The sequence below is a fragment of the Rhodococcus sp. BL-253-APC-6A1W genome (genome assembly GCF_012843405.1).
In the GTDB taxonomy this organism is placed as follows: domain Bacteria; phylum Actinomycetota; class Actinomycetes; order Mycobacteriales; family Mycobacteriaceae; genus Rhodococcus.
The window spans coordinates 174,061-190,916 of record NZ_JABAFB010000010.1 but is presented as its reverse complement, the minus strand read 5'-3'; the positions used below and the strand labels follow the sequence as shown (position 1 = coordinate 190,916).

Genomic DNA, 16,856 nt, shown 5'->3' with positions numbered 1-16,856 from the left:
GAATCCGACCGGCTACAGCAGTCTAGTGATGCCGCCGAAGGCGCTGTACGCGGTGCAGCCCGTAGTGCGGACGGGTATTACAGGGCAGGGCCCCGGTCCTTCTCGGATCGGGGCCCTGCTGCGCGAGGCGGGTGTGCCGGTGCCGGCGTTCTGTCAGGCGAACGTGGCCTTGTACTCCCGGCGGCGGCGGTGCAGGATCGGCTCGGTGTAGCCGCTGGGCTGCGTGGTGCCTTCGAGGATGAGTTCCTTGGCTGCCTGGAACGCGATGTTGCCGGCGAAGTCCGGGCCCATCGGCCGGTAGGTGGCGTCACCTTCGTTCTGACGGTCGACGACGGGTGCCATGCGTTCGAGGGATTCGATGACGTCGGCTTCGGTGACGACACCGTGGCGGATCCAGTTGGCGAGCAGCTGGCTGGAGATGCGCAGGGTGGCGCGGTCTTCCATCAGTGCCACGTCGTGGATGTCGGGGACCTTGGAGCACCCGACACCGTGGTCGATCCACCGCACCACGTAGCCGAGGATCGACTGGCAGTTGTTGTCGAGTTCCTCACGCTTCTCGGCGTCCGACCAGTTCGGGTTCTCGGCGAGCGGGATGGTGAGGATGTCGTCGAGCGTGGCCCGGGTCTTGCCCTTGAGCTCGTCCTGCACCGCGAAGACGTCGACCTCGTGGTAGTGGGTGGCGTGCAGCGTCGCCCCGGTGGGGGACGGCACCCAGGCGGTGTTGGCGCCGGCCTTGGGCTGGCCGATCTTCTGCACGAGCATGTCGTGCATGAGGTCGGTCATGGCCCACATGCCCTTGCCGATCTGTGCCTTGCCCTGCAGGCCGGCGGCGAGACCGGTGTCGACGTTCCAGTCCTCGTAGGCGGCGATCCACTTCTGCTGCTTCATCGCGGCCTTGCGCACGACCGGGCCCGCCTCCATGGAGGTGTGGATCTCGTCCCCGGTGCGGTCGAGGAAGCCGGTGTTGATGAAGGCGACGCGCTCGGATGCGGCTTCGATGCAGGCGGCGAGGTTGACCGTGGTGCGGCGTTCCTCGTCCATGATGCCGACCTTGAGCGTGTTGGCGGGCAGGCCGAGGATCTCCTCGACGCGGCCGAACAGTTCGGTCGTGAACGCGGATTCTTCGGGGCCGTGCTGCTTGGGCTTGACGATGTAGATCGAGCCGGTGCGGCTGTTGAGCAGCGGCCCGTGCTCGTCGTCGCCGTAGAGGCCGTGGCTGGCGCACAGGCTGGTGACGAGAGCGTCGAGGATGCCTTCGGGCACCTCGTTGCCGTCGCGGTCGAGGATCGCGGGGTTGGTCATGAGGTGACCGACGTTGCGGACGAACAGCAGCGAACGTCCGTGCAGTTCGAGGTCGCTGCCGTCGAGCGCGGTGTAGACGCGGTTCGGTGCCAGGGTGCGGGTAAGGGTTTTGCCGCCCTTGGAGAACGATTCGGACAGGTCGCCGCGGTTGAGGCCGAGCCAGTTGCGGTAGCCGATGACCTTGTCCTCGGCGTCCACGGCGGCGACGGAGTCTTCGAAGTCCATGATCGTGGTGACCGCGGATTCGAGGACGACGTCCTTGACGCCGGCGGCGTCGGTGCTGCCGATGGGGGATTCGGCGTCGATCTGGATCTCGATGTGCAGGCCGTTGTTGCGCAGCAGCACGGAGGTGGGGGCGGCCTTGTCGCCGAGGTAGCCGACGAGCTTCTCGGGCTGGGCCAGACCGGTGACGGTGCCGTCCGCCAGGGTGACCCGGAGTTCGGTGCCGTCGATGGCGTAGTTGGTGGAGTCGACGTGAGATCCCTCAGCGAGCGGGACGGCCTTGTCGAGGAAGTCGCGGGCCCAGGCGATCACCTTGTCGCCGCGCACCTTGTTGTATCCGGTGCCCTTCTCGGCGCCGTCGTCCTCGGGGATGGCGTCGGTGCCGTACAGCGCGTCGTACAGCGAACCCCAACGGGCGTTGGACGCGTTGAGCGCGAAGCGGGCGTTGAGGACGGGGACGACGAGCTGCGGTCCGGCCGTGGTCGCGATCTCGCTGTCGATATTCGCCGTGGTGATCTCGAAGGGCTCGGGGGCGGGGACGAGGTACCCGATCTCCTCGAGGAACGCCTTGTACGCGACGGGGTCGTGGGGCTGCCCGGCGCGGTCGCGGTGCCAGGTGTCGATGCGGCTCTGCAGATCGTCGCGCTTGGCGAGCAGCTCTCGGTTTTTGGGGGCCAGCTCGTGGATGATCTTGTCTGCACCGTCCCAGAACGCGGCTGCGTCTACCCCCGTGCCGGGGATCGCTTCGTCGTTGACGAAGTCGTAGAGCACCTTTGCGATGTGGAGTCCACCGATTTGCACGCGTTCTGTCATTAGCCTCACTCTTTCCGGTTGCGGTGCGCCCGGGGCAGCGCCACGGGTGCTTGCACGAAAAACTCCAGTTATGTTACCCGCCGGTAGCAGTAGGGGTGTCGGGTCGACACGCGCGCAGGGCGGAGCAGCGATTGAGCAGTTCCTCACGGAGGGCCGCGGCGCGAGTGGTGAGCGCCGACTGCTCGCGGACGTACTGTGCGCGTCCGGCGGCAGTCTCGATGGCGACGGGCGAGTAGCCGTAGCCGCTCAGATCATACGGGCTGGCCCGCATGTCCAATTCGCGAGCCGCCGACGCCAGCCGGAAACAGTCGAGCACCAGATCGGAGTCGACCAGCGGGGAGAGCTTGAAGCACCACTTGTAGAGGTCCATCCCCGCGTGCAGGCACCCGGGTTGTTCCCGGTCCGTCCGGCTGTCCTGGGTGAGTGCCGAGGCGTTGCGCGACGCGGCCTCCGGGGTGAAGAAACGGAACGCGTCGTAATGGGTGCATCGAAGCTGCATTGATTTCACCACGTCGTCCGTGCCCTGGTGGCCGAGGCGCAGCGGCACCGACGAGTGCCGGACGTCCTCGGTTCCGGTGCGGTACACCATCGCCCATTCGTGCAGACCGAAGCACCCCAGCTGGGCCGGACGGGACGCGGTGGCCGCGAGCAGACCGGCGACGAAGTCCACCGTGCCGGAGCGGTGCGCAAGGACCGCCTCGCTCACCCGGACCGCGGGCACGCCGTCCACCTCGAGCCGCTCGTAGCCGGGATGATCCCGGTAGTCGCGGGTCGCGGCACCGAGCAGGATCGTCCCGTAACCGGGATGCCAGAACCGCAACTTGCCGGGCCGGTAGTTGTAGTAGGTGAACAGGAAGTCGTGCACCGGGTGCGTCTCGTCGGCCGCGCGCCGCCGCAGATGGTCGGCCAGCAGGGCGTCCACCGCGGCGTGGTGACGGTCGCGGCGACCGGTCCAGTCCGCCTCCGCGAGCACGGTCGGGGCGGCACCGGGGGTGGGATCGGTCATGGGGCGCGGCGCTCCGGGGGTTCTGCGACGCGGTGGGTGGCGTCGCGGACGGTACCGACGAACTCCTCGACGAGATCTTCGAGCGCCACGATGCCGATCACGGTGCCGGCGGCATCGACGACCCCGCCGAGATGCGAACTGGTGCGGCGCAGCACCGACAGCGCCTCGTCCAGCGCGACACTCGGGCGGATCGACGGCAGCGGCCGGATGGTGTCGGCGGCGATGACGGCGTCGGGACCGGCGTTCGGATCTCCGACGAGGTCGAGGACATCCTTGATGTGCACGTAACCGTTGATCGTGCCGGTCGGTGCCTGGGCGGGGTAGCGGGAGAACCCGGTCGCGATGACCGCCTGCTCGATCGCGCCGAGCGTGGTGGTGCCGGTCGCCGTGACAGGCACGGTCCGCACGGCCGCGAGCGGGATCATGACGTCGGCGACGGTGCGGTTGCTGGTGCTCAGCGCCCGGGTGAGGCGGCGATGCTGTTCCTCGTCGAGCAGACCCTCGGAACGGGACTCACCGATCATCTCCGACAGTTCGAGGGCGGTGACGGTGACCTCGAGTTCGTCCTTGGGTTCGACACGCATCAGCCGCAGCACCCCGTTGGCGCACACGTTGTAGAACGCGATGAGCAACCGGGCCGGTCGCATGAACATCAGATGGGCGGGGACGAGCAGCATCGCGGTGCGTTCCGGGCCGGCAATGGCGATGTTCTTGGGGACCATCTCGCCGAGCAGAATGTGCAGCACGACCACCAGGCTCAGGGCCAGGGTGAAGGCGATGGGATGCAGCCACGCCTCGGAGATCCCGACGAGGTGCAGGGGCCGTTCGATCAGGTGCGCGAGCGCGGGTTCGCCGACCCGGCCGAGCAGGATCGAGCAGATGGTGATGCCGAGTTGGGACCCGGCGAGCATCAGGGAGAGGTGCTCGCCCGCGTCGACGACGGTCTGCGCGCGTTTCCGGCCCTGGGCGACGAGCGCTTCGAGGCGGTCCCGCCGGGCGCTGATGAGTGAGAACTCCGCGCCGACGAAGAACGCGTTGCCGGCGAGCAGTACGACGGTGAGGGCGACGGCGATCCAGTCGTTCATCGGGCGTCACCGTCCGGGGTCTCCGAGGAATCCGTTGTCTCCGAGGATCCCGTGTCACCGAGGTGCCCGGATTCAGGGCCACCGGACTCGGGAACATCGGATTCGGGGTCGTCGTCCGGTTCGCCGGGGACGAGGAGAACCCGGTCGATCCGGTGACCGTCCATCTCGAGGATCTGCGCGTACCAGGGCCGGTGTTCCTCCCCGGGGCGGGCCGGCAGGACGATCTCGTCCCCGACGTCCGGGATGCGGCCCAGTTCGGTGAGGAACAGGCCCGCCAGAGTTTCGTAGTCTCCCTCGGGGGCCTGGTAGCCGGTCAGCTGGGCGAGTTCGTCGGTGCGGAGCAGACCCGCGCACGACCAGCCGATGCCCTGCGGGTGCGCGTCGAGTTCCGGTTCGTCGTGCTCGTCGCGGACATCGCCGACGATTTCTTCGATGAGATCCTCCATGGTGACCAGGCCGGCGGTGCCGCCGTATTCGTCGACGACCAGCGCGACCTGCATGCCGTCGGCGCGGACCCGTTCCATCACGGCGTCCCCGTCGAGACTGGAGGGCACGTTCGGAACCCGGCGGGCCAGGGTGTGGACCGGCGTGGTGGCCCGTGCGGCGGCCGGGACGGTGAACGCGTGTTTGACGTGGACGACACCGAGGGTGTCGTCGAGGTCGCCGTCGACCACCGGGAACCGGGAGTAGCCGGTGCGGTCGGAGCGGTCGATCAGGTCGAGGACGGTGTCGTTGCGGTCCAGCGACTCGATGGTCACGCGCGGAGTCATCAGATCGGCGGCGGTGCGCTCACCGAACTGCAGGGACCGGTCGACGAGTTGGGCGGTGCTCTCGTCCAGGACGCCGCTGACGGCGGACGCGCGGACCAACGAGCCCAGTTCCTGCGGCGACCGCGCCGAGCGCAGTTCGTCGGCGGGTTCGATGCCCAGGCGCCGGACGATGTAGTTGGCGCTGCCGTTGAGCCCGTTGATGGCCCACTTGAACACGAGGGAGAACCCGGCTTGCAGGCCTGCGGTGGCCCTGGCGGTGGCCAGGGGCCGCGCGATGGCGAGGTTCTTGGGGACGAGTTCGCCGAAGATCATCGAGAACGAGGTGGCCAGGATCAGCGCGACGATCAGCGACACGGTGCCGGACGCGGACTCGCTCAGCCCGACCGCGGTGAGCAGCGGGTCGAGGAAGCGGGCGAGGACGGGTTCGGCGAGGTAGCCGGTGATCAGGGTGGTGATGGTGATGCCGAGCTGTGCTCCGGAGAGCTGGAACGACAGGGTGCGGTGTGCGTGCTGCACCTGCCGGGCGCGCAGGTCGCCGTCTCGGGCTTCGGCGTCGACGGTGCTGCGTTCGAGGGCGGTGAGGGAGAATTCGGCCGCGACGAAGAGCGCGGTTCCGGCGGTCAAGGCAACGAAGCCGACCAGGCTGAGGACGGACAGGATCACGGAAGTCACATCCGCTCCCGTGGGTGCTGAGTGTCGCCGGGGTGGTCACCCGGCTCGGTAGGGGAGCCCTCCGGACCGGCGGAGTCGGGCTCCGCAGTGGCTTCGGGTACTGACCTGCGGGAAGAGGGTGCCGCGGGCACCGGGTTCCTTTCGTCTGGTCCGGGACGGGGAGAGGAAGCGGCCGCCCGGACGTCGTGTGAAAGTCCTCATTCTACTGAGAGGGATGCGGTGTTGTCGCCGCGGCGCCGAAGCGCACCCGGTCGGCGGTGGGTGCGACGGTTCGCCGGCCGTCGGCCTACGGTGTGGTCGGGACCGCGGAACGGATCCGTGCTCGCGCCCTCGGACGAAGGAGTATCGACCATGACTGCAGGAACCCCTGGCGGACGTATCCCGAGCCGGTGGGAGGAGATCACGGCGGCAGATCCGTCGCATTCGACCTGGTACGTGGAGCGGTTCCGGGAGTTGGCGGCACAGGGCCAGGACACCGTCGGTGAGGCCAGGCTGGTCGACGCCATGGTCGAGCGCGGGGCGCGGGTACTCGACGCGGGCTGCGGGCCGGGCCGGCTGGGCGGATATCTGCATCGCGCCGGACACCAGGTCGTCGGCGTGGACGTCGATCCGGTGCTCATCGCCGCGGCGGAGGAGGACCATCCCGGTCCGCGCTGGCTGGTCGGGGATCTCGCGGAACTGGATCTGCCGGCGCGGGGGGTGACGGGCGCGTTCGACGTGATCGTCTGTGCGGGCAACGTGATGACGTTCGTGGCGCCGCAGACGCGGGATGCGGTCCTGGCGGGATTCGTCCGGCACCTCGCCGACCGCGGGCGTGTCGTGGTGGGATTCGGTGCCGGTCGGGACTACGAGTTCGCGGAATTCTTCGCCGATGCGGAACGGGCCGGACTGACGGTCGACCTGCGGCTGTCGACGTGGGATCTGCGTCCCTTCACCGAGGATTCGGATTTTCTGGTGGCGGTGTTGTCGCGGGCGTAGCGACCTCGGGGGTGGGAGCCTCCGCCCGGGACAGCGCGATGGTGGTGACGAACATGACGAGCACCGCCGCGGCGACGAGGACCACGCCGGCGCCGCCGACCTGCAGGTGTTCACCGAGCACGACGACACCGAGGAACATCGCACCGAGCGGTTCGCCGACGGTGAGGGCGGGGAGAGACGCGGACAGCGGCCCCACCTGAAATGCTCGTTGTTGCAGGTAGTAGCCGCCGACACCGGCGACGACGAGCATCCAGACCTGCCAGGAGGTCAGTACCGCGACAGGCCCGTCCTCGAACAGGTCGGTGACGTGTTTGGTGAGGGCGGCCACGACCCCGTACAGCAGACCGCCGGCGGTACCGAGCAGGGTCGCGCGGACGCCGGGGGTCAGTCGCGTGGTCTGGGCCGGGGCGGCGCCGAGCGCCGCGGCGGCCGCCGTGACGGCGAGGACTGCGCCGAGGGGCAGCGCCCAGCGGGTGGCGGCCGCGTCGGTGGTCCCGGCGGCGGGGTTGCCGACGATCAGGAAGATCGCCAGCGCCGCGCAGAGCGCTGCGGCGAGCAGCCAGGTGCTGCGGGTGAGGCGGTAGCCGCCGAAATAGGCGGCGAGGGGCAGCGCGAACAGCAGCGAGCTCACCATCAGCGGCTGCACGACGAGCACCGAGCCGAGGGCGAGCGCCGCGATCTGGAATCCGTAGCCGGCGGTGTCGCCGACCGCGCCGGCCCACCAGCGAGGGTTGCGCAGCAGCGAGCTGACCAGGTTGCCGGTTTCGGGGACGGCGGCGGCGGATCGTTGCTGCGCGACCCCGGCGATCGCGGTCAGCACCGCGGCGGCGAGTGCGCACGCCACGGATGCTGCCGCGAGGCCGTTCACGGCGAGGTCAGGCGCTGACTTCGCTGTGGTCGCCGCTCCACAGGGTATGGAACTTGCCCGGCTTGTCGATCCGCTCGTAGGTGTGCGCTCCGAAGTAGTCGCGCTGACCCTGGGTCAGGGCGGCGGGGAGCCGTTCGGCGCGCAGCCCGTCGTAGTACGACAGCGACGACGCGAACGCGGGAATCGGGATGCCCAGCGTGGTGGCGGTGACCACCACCCGGCGCCAGCTGTCGATGCCCGCTTCGATGGCGTCACGGAAGTACGGGGCGAGGATCAGGCTGGGCAGGTCGGGGTCCGCGTCGTACGCCTCTTTGATGCGGTTGAGGAACTGGGCGCGGATGATGCAGCCGCCGCGCCAGATGGTGGCGAGGGCGGCGCGGTCGACGTTCCAGCCGTACTCGGCGCTGCCCGCCGCGATCTGGTCGAATCCCTGGGCGTAGGCGACGATCTTCGACGCGTACAGGGCGGCGCGGATGTCCTCGGTGAACTGGGCGGCGTCGGTGGGGGCGGCGCCGAGCGTGCCGCCGGTGAGTCCGCGGGCGGCGGCGCGCTGGTCGCGGGAGCCGGACAGGGCGCGCGCGAAGACCGCTTCGGCGATGCCGGTGACGGGCACACCGAGGTCGAGGGCGGATTTGACGGTCCAGCGGCCGGTGCCCTTCTGTTCGGCGGCGTCGACGATCACGTCGACGAGGGGCTTGCCGGTCGCGGCGTCGGTCTGGCGGAGCACCTCCGCGGTGATCTCGATGAGGTACGACTCGAGGGTGCCGGTGTTCCACTCGGAGAACACGTCGGCGATCGCTGCGGCGTCGTGGCCGAGCGCGTCGCGCAACAGCTGGTAGGCCTCGCCGATGAGCTGCATGTCGGCGTATTCGATGCCGTTGTGCACCATCTTCACGAAGTGGCCGGCGCCGTCGGGGCCGATGTGGGTGCAGCACGGGATGCCGTCGACGTGGGCGGCGACGGTCTCGAGGAGCGGGCCGACGGCGCTGTAGGACTCGGCGGGCCCGCCGGGCATGATCGAGGGGCCGTTGAGTGCGCCTTCCTCGCCGCCGGAGATACCGGCGCCGATGAAGTGCAGGCCACGCTCGCGCAGCGCTGCTTCGCGGCGGATGGTGTCGGTGTAGAGGGCGTTACCGCCGTCGATGATGATGTCGCCCGGTTCCATCGCCCCGGCCAGTTCCTCGATCACCGCGTCGGTGGCGTCGCCGGCCTTGACCATGATGAGGACGCGGCGGGGTTTCTCGAGTGCGGCGACGAATTCTTCGATGGTTTCGGTGCGCACGAACGTGCCGTCGGAGCCGTGCTCGGCGAGCAGCGCGTCGGTCTTGCCGATGCTGCGGTTGTGCAGGGCGACGGTGTATCCGTGGCGGGCGAAGTTACGGGCGATGTTCGACCCCATGACGGCCAGGCCGGTCACGCCGATCTGGGCTTGGGGTGTCGCGGTGTGTTCGACGGTCATGGGTACAGCTTCCCCCGAAACGGGGTGGGATCGAAATCGGCGCGGGGTCAGTGCGCGAGCAGGCGGCTCAGCTCGGTGAGCCACGGTACGGCGACGGCGACGGTGGGCACCACGAGGATCGCGGCGGCGGCGATGTAGGCGCCGGCGGAGATATGCAGGTCGGGTCCGGGATCGGCGAGTCGCCGCACCCGGAGCACGGTGCTCGGTCCCCCGGCGGCCAGGGCGCCCTTCGGGGTGGAGGTGCCGGCGCACGCGACCAGCGCCCGGGCGAGGGGGGTCGGCCCGGTCACGCGGACCGCGGAGTCGTCGGCGAGCATCTCCACGAGCGTCTGCACCGAGCCGAGGGCGGAACGGGACCGCACCCAGCGGGGGAACGCTTCGTACACGGCGGTGAACGCCTCGAGGACGAGGTCGTGACGGGCCCGCAGATGCGAATGCTCGTGGCAGAGGATCGCGCGGAGTTCGGCGTCGCTGAGGTTGTCGAGCGTGCCGGCGCTGAGCACCACGCGGTGGCGCAGGCCGGGTAGGCAGTATGCGATGGGATCGGCGGAGTCGAGAATCCGGACGTGCGGGTGGCGGCGGACGACCTCGCGGGTGTCGCGATTGTCGAGAAGGTCGACGAGCATCCGGTGCCGGGACCGGCGACGGCGGGTACGGACCGCGACGCGCAGCATGGAGTAGATCAGGCGCGCTCCGATGAGCAGGGTCAGGGCGAGCACCACGATGTAGGTGAGCCAGAGCGGCAGACCGAGCGCTTCGATTTCGCGGAGCGGCTCGGTGGTGGGCCGGCCGTCGGCCCCGGGGACGAGGAGCCGGCTGGCGATGGCGAGCCCGCTGCTGAACGCGGACAGGACCGCGGCCAGCGCGATCGCCTGCCAGAGCACGAGCGCCGCACGCGGGTTGCGGTGCGGCCAGGTGGCACGGGCGAGGAGCCCGGGCACCGGACCCGCGAGAAGCAGCGCGAGTATCCCGAAGAACAGCGCTGTGGGGGCGTTCATGGCATCGAGTGTGTCAGCTCGCGCGCCCGGAGCCGTGTTCGCCCAGCGTGGCGGTGGTGCCCGACTGCTGGGCTTCGAGTTCGGCGAGTGCGGCGCGCAGTGCTTCGGCTTCGTCGGCGCCGACGCGGCCGACGAAGTGGACGAGGGCGGCCGCGCGGCCGGCGGTTTCGTCGGCTTGATCGAGGGCGTCCACCATGAGGTTGGCGACGAGTTCGTCGCGGCCGTGGACGGGCATGTAGCGGTGGGCGCGGTCGTCGCGCTGCTGGACCACCAGGTTTTTCTTCGCGAGCCGTTGCAGCACCGTCATGACGGTGGTGTACGCCAGGTTGCGGCGGGTGGACAGGGCTTCGTGGACCTGCCGGACCGTCTGGGGTTCGGTGGAGGACCACAGGTGGTCCATCACTGCTCGCTCGAGTTCGCCTAGTGCTGCCATGGTCCGATTCTACGGATTTCTCCGACGTTTGTGCGTACTACCCCGGGTCGTAGCCTTGGCGGGGTCGTGATCAGGGAGTTTCGGCAATTCCGGGCGTGTGCGCCGGGGCCACGGGACCCCCGACTGCGCCGTAGACGTGCCGGGTGCCGATCGGGATGATCAGCGGCCGGCCGGACACCGGATCCTCGATCACCGACGCGTCGAGATCGAACACCTCGGCGAGCAGTTCGGCGGAGATCACCTCCGAGGGCGGACCGGAGCGCACGATGCGGCCGTCCTTCATCACCACGAGGTGGTCGCTGTAGCGGACGGCGAGGTTGAGGTCGTGCAGGACCATCACGACGGTGCGGCCGAGTTCGCTGTGCAACCGGTCGACGAGGTCGAGCACTTCCACCGAGTGCGCGAGGTCGAGGTAGGTGGTGGGTTCGTCGAGCAGCAGGATGTCGGTGCCTTGCGCGAGTGCCATGGAGATCCAGGCGCGTTGGCGCTGGCCGCCGGACAATTCGTCGACCGGCCGGTCCGCGAGGTCGGCGATGCCGGTGCGGTCGAGCGCGGCGGCGACTTCGCCCTCGTCGTCGGACGACCATTGGCGCAGCCACGACTGGTGAGGGTGCCGGCCGCGGGCGACGAGGTCGGCGACGGTCAGTCCTTCGGGGGCGAGGGGCGCTTGCGGCAGCATCCCGAGGACGCGGGCGACGTCGCGGGTGCGCATCGTGGTGATGTTGCGGCCGTCGAGCAGGATCTGCCCGGTGCGGGGTTTGAGCAGTCGGCTCAGCGACCGCAGCAGGGTCGATTTGCCGCAGCCGTTGGGTCCGATGATGGTGGTGATGACGCCGGTGGGGATCTCCAGGTCGAGGTCGTCGATGATCAGCCGATCCCCGTAGCCGAGCCCGATGTGTTCGGCGACCAGACGGGTCGCCGGGGCAGCCTCGGGGTGTTCGGTGTCCGAGGCGGCGGGGGTGTGGGTGTCGGTCACGCGGAGACCTTCCGGTTGGAGCGCACGAGCAAGTACAGCAGGAACGGGCCGCCGAGCGCGGAGGTGACGAGACCGACGGGCAGTGGCACGGGCAGGATCGTACGGGCGATGAGGTCGGCGCCGACGACGAGCAGCGCCCCGGTCAGTGCGGACGCGATGATCGGCGGCCCCGCGGACTTGACCAGACGGACTGCGATCTGGGGGGCGGCGAGCGCGACGAACCCGACGGGTCCGGCCGCGGCGGTGGCGACCGCGGCGAGGGTGCAGGCGGTGATCAGCAGCAGGGCCTGCTGCGTTTGCAGCGGCACCCCGAGGGAGCGCGCCGTGTCGTCGCCGAGGCGCAGCGCGCCGACGGTGAACGACGAGACGGTGGCCCACGCGCCGAGGACGAGCAGAACCAGGGCGGCCGGGGCCACCTGGTTCCAGGAGACGCCGTTGAGTGATCCGGTGAGCCAGACCTGGGCGCGGGAGACGTCGTTGATGTCGGCGGAGACCAGCATCCAGTTGGTGAGGGCGAGCAGCATCGCGTTGATGCCGATGCCGATGAGGACGAGCCGGAACCCTTCGACGCCGTTGCGCCAGGCGAGCAGGTAGATGACCGCGGCGGTGAGCAGGGCACCGGCGAGGGCCGCCAGCGGCAACCCGAGGGTGGCGAGGATGCCGACGACGGATCCGCCGCCGGTGAGGACGATCAGGGCGACCGCGGCGGCGCTCGCACCGGCGGTGATGCCGAGGATGTCGGGGCTGGCGAGGGCGTTGCGGGACAGCGACTGCGTGATCGCGCCGGCCACGGCGAGGGCGGCGCCGACGACGATCGCGCCGACCGCCCGGGGCAGTCGCAGGTCGAAGACGACGAATCGCTCGAGGCGGGAGCCGCCGCCGAAGAGCACCTCGATGACCTGGGGAACCGACATCGGGTAGTCGCCACGTCCGAGCGACACACAGGTGAGCAGGAAGGTGGCGACAGCGATCAGAGCGCACACCAGCACCATGCGGCCGCGCCAGACCACCGAGAACGGTCCGATGCGGAACGCGTGCCGGCCGGGCACGGCGGTGGAGATCTGGATCGGCGAGCGGCGCCGCGCGCCGTCGACGGGGGCCGTGAGGGGAGTGGGGGTCTCGGTGCCGGGGGTGGTGGTCACAGTGCCACCAGCTTCCGGCGTCGCACCAGGGCGATGAAGAACGGGGCGCCGATGAGTGCGAGCACGATCCCGACCTGCAGTTCGCCGGGGCGCACCACGATGCGGCCGATCACGTCGGCGAGTACGAGCAGGACGCCTCCGAGCAGCCCGGCGTAGGGCAGCAGCCATCGGTAGTCGGGCCCGGTGATCGCGCGGGCGATGTGCGGGACGATCAGGCCGACGAAGGCGATCGGTCCGCAGGCTGCGGTGGCTGCGCCGGTCAGGACGGTGATGGCGGCGATGCCGACCACGCGGGTGAGCACGACGTTGGTGCCGAGGGAGCGGGCGACGTCGTCACCGAGGCTGAGCACGTTGAGCGACGGTGTGCCCGCGATGGCGACGACGAGTCCGGCGACGAGGAACGGGAGGACCTGCCAGAGCACGTCCATGCCGCGGCCGGCGACGGAGCCGACCACCCAGAATCGGTAGCCGTCGAGGCTGGTCTGGTCGAGCAGGACGAGGGTCTGGATCATCGCCTGCAGGAAGAAGGCGACGGCCGCGCCGGCCAGGGCCAGGCTCAGTGGGCTCGAGCGGCCGTTGCCGACGGAGGCGAAGCCGAACACGACGATGCTCGAGAGCATGGCGCCGGCGAACGCGAACCACAGGTATTGGGCGGGGGTGGTGACGCCGAACAGGTAGATCGCGAGCACCACCATGAACGCGGCACCGGCGTTGATGCCGAGCAGGCCGGCGTCGGCGAGGGGGTTGCGGGTGTGCCCTTGGATGAGCGCTCCGGCGACGCCGAGCGCGATGCCGACGATCAGGGCGAGCAGGGTGCGGGGGATGCGGAGCGAGTGCACGATCAGGTCGGTTTCGGCGCCGTCGTTGACGGCCAGCGCGTGGTAGACCTCGGCGAAGGACATGGGCCGGGCACCGACGGCGATGCTGGCGAGCAGGACGAGCACGAGGAGAACTGCCAGGACGGCGAGGCCGAGGAGTCGGCGGCGGCGCATCGCGGGGAGGCTGGTGTCGGCCGGTCGGGGCGTGAAGCCGTCGTGGACGGCGGCCTTGACGGTGACGGTGTCGGTGCCGCGCCGCAGGAGTGCGGCCCGGGCGCCGACCGGTGCGCTGGTGACGGTGTCGCGGGTGACCAGGCCCAGCCACTGTTTGCCGAGGCTCTGTCCGGTGCGGCCTTCGCGGAGTCCGCGATTCCACCACAGCACCGCTGCGGCGATGAGGACGGCTGCGGTGCCGAACACGATGCGGTCGGCCTGCCCGCCGCCGTGTGCGTCGCCGAGGGTGTCGACCACCAGGGCGCCGATGGCGAGGGGGAGGGCGACGAGTGCGAGGTCGAGGAGTTCGGCGGCGACGCGACGCCCCGTGGTGGGCGGGGTGATCGGGGTGGACGCCGGTGGGGCGGCGTCGCGGTGGGGGGTGGTGGTCACGTGCGCGGGGTGCTCCTCGGGAGGGATCGCGAGTGGGACTGCGGATCTAGGAGTTAGGTTACGGAATCCTATGTGGCGGCGGGAGGGGGTGCCCGGGGGAACGGGAACGGGAGGGTTGCGCGCGCCCGCCCGGACTGCAATGGTTAGGCTTACCTAATTAACGGGACCCGTCGATCAGGAGGTCGGATGACGACTCTGCTGCTGCCGTCACCCGCGGCCGCTCCCACCCCCGTCCGCGCGTTCGACGACACGCGCCGGCGACTGGAATCACTCACCGCGGGAGCGCCGCGCGTGTACGCGGTCGCGTGCGTGGACGAGGAACCGCGGCGACGCTGGTGGTACCTCGGGGGAATGGAGCGCACGCACCGCATCGAGTTGCTCTACGCCCGGGCGCGCGAAGACGTCGAGGATCCCCGCATCGCCGCGGAACAGGTCGCCGCCGCGCTCATCCATGCGGTAACCGGACGCGTGCTCGCCCCGTATGTCTTGGACGGCCGCGTGTGGGATCCGGGACTGGACAATCTCTGGCTGCATCAGGACAGCGACGGCTGCATCGACTGGGCGGGTGTCGCCGACGACACGCTGCGGGTTCTGCCGGACGATCCTGCCGCCGACTCCGGCGACGTGGTGGTGCTGCCGTGCGAGGAGGCGATGGCCGTGTGGACGGCGCATCGCGCCGTCACTGCCCTGACGGCGGTGCACGGCGCCGTCTGCCGGTCCGCGCCCCTCGACGGTCCGCGATTCTGGGCCATGGTGGGCCGGTCCGTGGTGACCGGTACGGCGCAACTGCCGATTCTCGGCGGCGGATCCCGGCGGGTCGCCGCGCGCCGGGGGCAGATTCTCCTCGACGCGTTCGTCGCAGCAGGGTTTCCGGTTCGAGGTCTTGTGAAATAAGGGCAGCCTTCCCTATAGTGGGGATGTTCGCGCAACAACGGACCGCGCCGGAGTCCTGAGGGCTGCAGTGATTCCCGGGTCCATACCGACGGCGGGTCCCACGAGCACTCGTGGGGCCCGCCGTCGTGCGTATCCCGTGGCCCCGGTCCAGGGATGGGTACGGCGAACGCGCCGCGCAACCGAAACACGCGACGTGACCGAAAACCGCGATGCCCTACCATCGTTCGGTGGCCACCGGCGCCCGGATCCACCGGACGCGGCCCCGCACGCAACGGAGAGACCGCATGACCGATCAGCCCCGGCTCGATCCCACCTCGCTGCACGACCCGGCCGCCGCCACAGCGCTCAACGCCAACGGGTTCGGCACCGCCCTCGGCCTCGAATTCCTCGAGATCGGCCCCGACCGGGTGGGGGCGCGCTGGACGGTGACCCCGAACCAGCACCAGCCGTTCGGAATCGTGCACGGTGGCGTGTACTGCGCGGTGATCGAGACACTCGCGAGCGTGGGTGGCTCCGCGTGGTTCGCCGACCGCGGCACCGTCGTCGGAGTCAACAACAACACCGACTTCCTCCGTGCCACCCGCGAGGGTGTTCTCACCGCGGTCGGCACGCCCGTGCATCGTGGTCGCACCCAGCAACTGTGGAAGGTGATCATCACCGACGAGCAGGATCGCCTCGTCGCCCAGGGTCAGGTGCGACTCGCGAACATCACCGACGCCGCGCATCTCGGCGGCTGACCGCCGCCGACCCCACGCGACACCGGGATCGAGTCACACGGGCTCTCGGTAACGATCCGCGACCGTCTGCGCCCGGCTGCGCAGGGAGGCGCGGAGCTCCGGCGGTGCGAGCGCCTCGGCCTGGGTGCCGAGTTGCCACAGCGCCCACTCCGCGTGCCGGAGATCTTGAAACGTGACGTCCAGGCGCAACCGGCCGTCGGCGTCGGGTTCCTCGGTGCGGACGGCTTCCGCCATGTCCAGCAGGTCGTCTCGTCGCACCGGGTCGACTCGCACATCGACGGCGATGTGGTCCTCGGACAGGAACCGGGCGCAGCGTTGCGCCCAGATGCGTGCCAGGTCGACCCGATCCGGACGCTCCGCCGCTTCGGCCATCTCGTGCGCGGCGAGGATCCGCGATATCCGCAGCGTCCTGTCGGAGCCGAACTCGGTGGCCAGCAGGTAGGCCTTGTCCCGCACCGTGACCAGACCGATCGGGTCCACCGTGCGCCACTGCGGTGCCCGGCCCGCGGAGGAGTAGTGAAGGCGCAGCTTCCGTCCGCCGAGGACCGCATTCCGGACCGCGACCAGGATCGGGCCCGCAACCTCGTCGCGGGCCGTGCGGCGGGAGAGCAGGTCGGTCTCGGGGTCGACGAGCAATCGTCGGGCGGCATTGCTCGCGGCGATCCGGTGGCTTTCGGGGAGTGCATCGACGATTTTCCGCACCGCCGACGCACGAGCCGTGCCGAGTCCGAAAATCTGCCCGCCCGGACCGGAACCGGCAGCGAGCAGAGACAGAGCTTCGTCGTGGTTCAGCCCGGTCAGCTGGGTCCTGAACCCGGGGAGCAACGAGAACCCGCCGTGCCGGCCCCGTTCGGAGTACACGGGGACACCCGCCGTGGAGAGCGCCTCGATGTCGCGCAGGACCGTACGGACCGAAACCTCGAGTTCCTCGGCGAGGACGTCCGCCGTCAGCCGGCCGCGCTGACGCAGCAACAGCACCAGAGACACCACTCGGTCGGCCCGCACGCATCGGGACGTTACCGAATACCTGACACAAGGTGTCGTGATTCAGCGGAAGGCTCCATGACGCGACGCCGC

15 protein-coding genes are annotated in these 16,856 nt (G+C 70.0%); 3 read left to right on the top strand and 12 right to left on the bottom strand.

Annotated elements, in window-relative coordinates:
- Positions 1–153: 153 nt before the first annotated feature.
- The 4 genes from HF877_RS16835 to HF877_RS16820 form a co-directional block, all read right to left on the bottom strand.
- Positions 154–2,337: a malate synthase G gene (locus HF877_RS16835; RefSeq protein WP_169622337.1), complete on the bottom strand. Its 2,184-nt coding sequence runs from the start codon at positions 2,335–2,337 to the stop codon at positions 154–156.
- A 73-nt stretch (positions 2,338–2,410) separates the two neighbouring features.
- Positions 2,411–3,343, bottom strand: a complete 933-nt coding sequence (locus tag HF877_RS16830) for a 3-methyladenine DNA glycosylase (RefSeq protein WP_169622336.1) — start codon at positions 3,341–3,343, stop codon at positions 2,411–2,413.
- Positions 3,340–4,428 carry a hemolysin family protein gene (locus HF877_RS16825; RefSeq protein ID WP_169622335.1) on the bottom strand — a complete coding sequence of 363 codons (1,089 nt, stop codon included), beginning with the start codon at positions 4,426–4,428 and terminating at the stop codon, positions 3,340–3,342. The genes HF877_RS16830 and HF877_RS16825 overlap by 4 nt, the downstream gene beginning before the upstream one ends.
- Positions 4,425–5,870, bottom strand: coding sequence for a hemolysin family protein (locus HF877_RS16820; RefSeq protein ID WP_169622334.1), 1,446 nt, complete (start codon positions 5,868–5,870; stop codon positions 4,425–4,427). Before HF877_RS16820 ends, HF877_RS16825 begins: the two co-directional genes overlap by 4 nt.
- Before the next feature lie 351 nt (positions 5,871–6,221).
- Here HF877_RS16820 and HF877_RS16815 point away from each other — a divergent pair, with 351 nt between their 5' ends.
- The gene (locus HF877_RS16815) at positions 6,222–6,848 is read left to right on the top strand and encodes a class I SAM-dependent methyltransferase (protein ID WP_169622333.1); all 627 of its coding nucleotides are present in this window, start codon (positions 6,222–6,224) and stop codon (positions 6,846–6,848) included.
- Here HF877_RS16815 and HF877_RS16810 read toward each other — a convergent pair.
- The 7 genes from HF877_RS16810 to HF877_RS16780 form a co-directional block, all read right to left on the bottom strand.
- Positions 6,802–7,716, bottom strand: a complete 915-nt coding sequence (locus HF877_RS16810) for a DMT family transporter (protein ID WP_169622332.1) — start codon at positions 7,714–7,716, stop codon at positions 6,802–6,804. The genes HF877_RS16815 and HF877_RS16810 overlap by 47 nt on opposite strands.
- A gap of 7 nt (positions 7,717–7,723) precedes the next feature.
- Positions 7,724–9,175 (bottom strand): NADP-dependent phosphogluconate dehydrogenase, encoded by a 1,452-nt coding sequence (gene gndA, locus HF877_RS16805; protein WP_169622331.1) that lies wholly within the window; start codon positions 9,173–9,175, stop codon positions 7,724–7,726.
- A 47-nt stretch (positions 9,176–9,222) separates the two neighbouring features.
- Complete coding sequence (locus tag HF877_RS16800) at positions 9,223–10,173, bottom strand: M56 family metallopeptidase (protein ID WP_169622330.1); 951 nt, start codon at positions 10,171–10,173, stop codon at positions 9,223–9,225.
- Between the two features lie 13 nt (positions 10,174–10,186).
- A complete protein-coding gene (locus HF877_RS16795) occupies positions 10,187–10,606 on the bottom strand; it encodes a BlaI/MecI/CopY family transcriptional regulator (protein ID WP_169622329.1) in 420 nt (139 codons plus the stop codon).
- Positions 10,607–10,676: 70 nt separating this feature from the next.
- Entirely contained in the window at positions 10,677–11,582 is a 906-nt protein-coding gene (locus tag HF877_RS16790) for an ABC transporter ATP-binding protein (protein ID WP_169622328.1), read from the bottom strand.
- The gene (locus HF877_RS16785) at positions 11,579–12,574 is read right to left on the bottom strand and encodes an iron chelate uptake ABC transporter family permease subunit (protein ID WP_206037251.1); all 996 of its coding nucleotides are present in this window, start codon (positions 12,572–12,574) and stop codon (positions 11,579–11,581) included. The genes HF877_RS16790 and HF877_RS16785 overlap by 4 nt, the downstream gene beginning before the upstream one ends.
- A 146-nt stretch (positions 12,575–12,720) precedes the next feature.
- Complete coding sequence (locus HF877_RS16780) at positions 12,721–14,100, bottom strand: iron chelate uptake ABC transporter family permease subunit (RefSeq protein WP_346765213.1); 1,380 nt, start codon at positions 14,098–14,100, stop codon at positions 12,721–12,723.
- Between the two features lie 234 nt (positions 14,101–14,334).
- Between HF877_RS16780 and HF877_RS16775 the strand changes: the two genes are divergently transcribed.
- Both HF877_RS16775 and HF877_RS16770 read left to right on the top strand, forming a co-directional pair.
- Positions 14,335–15,042, top strand: coding sequence for a hypothetical protein (locus tag HF877_RS16775; protein ID WP_169622325.1), 708 nt, complete (start codon positions 14,335–14,337; stop codon positions 15,040–15,042).
- A 284-nt stretch (positions 15,043–15,326) separates the two neighbouring features.
- The gene (locus tag HF877_RS16770; protein ID WP_169622324.1) at positions 15,327–15,779 is read left to right on the top strand and encodes a PaaI family thioesterase; all 453 of its coding nucleotides are present in this window, start codon (positions 15,327–15,329) and stop codon (positions 15,777–15,779) included.
- A gap of 33 nt (positions 15,780–15,812) precedes the next feature.
- Here HF877_RS16770 and HF877_RS16765 read toward each other — a convergent pair whose 3' ends face one another.
- Complete coding sequence (locus HF877_RS16765) at positions 15,813–16,784, bottom strand: WYL domain-containing protein (protein ID WP_169622323.1); 972 nt, start codon at positions 16,782–16,784, stop codon at positions 15,813–15,815.
- Positions 16,785–16,856: the final 72 nt, after the last annotated feature.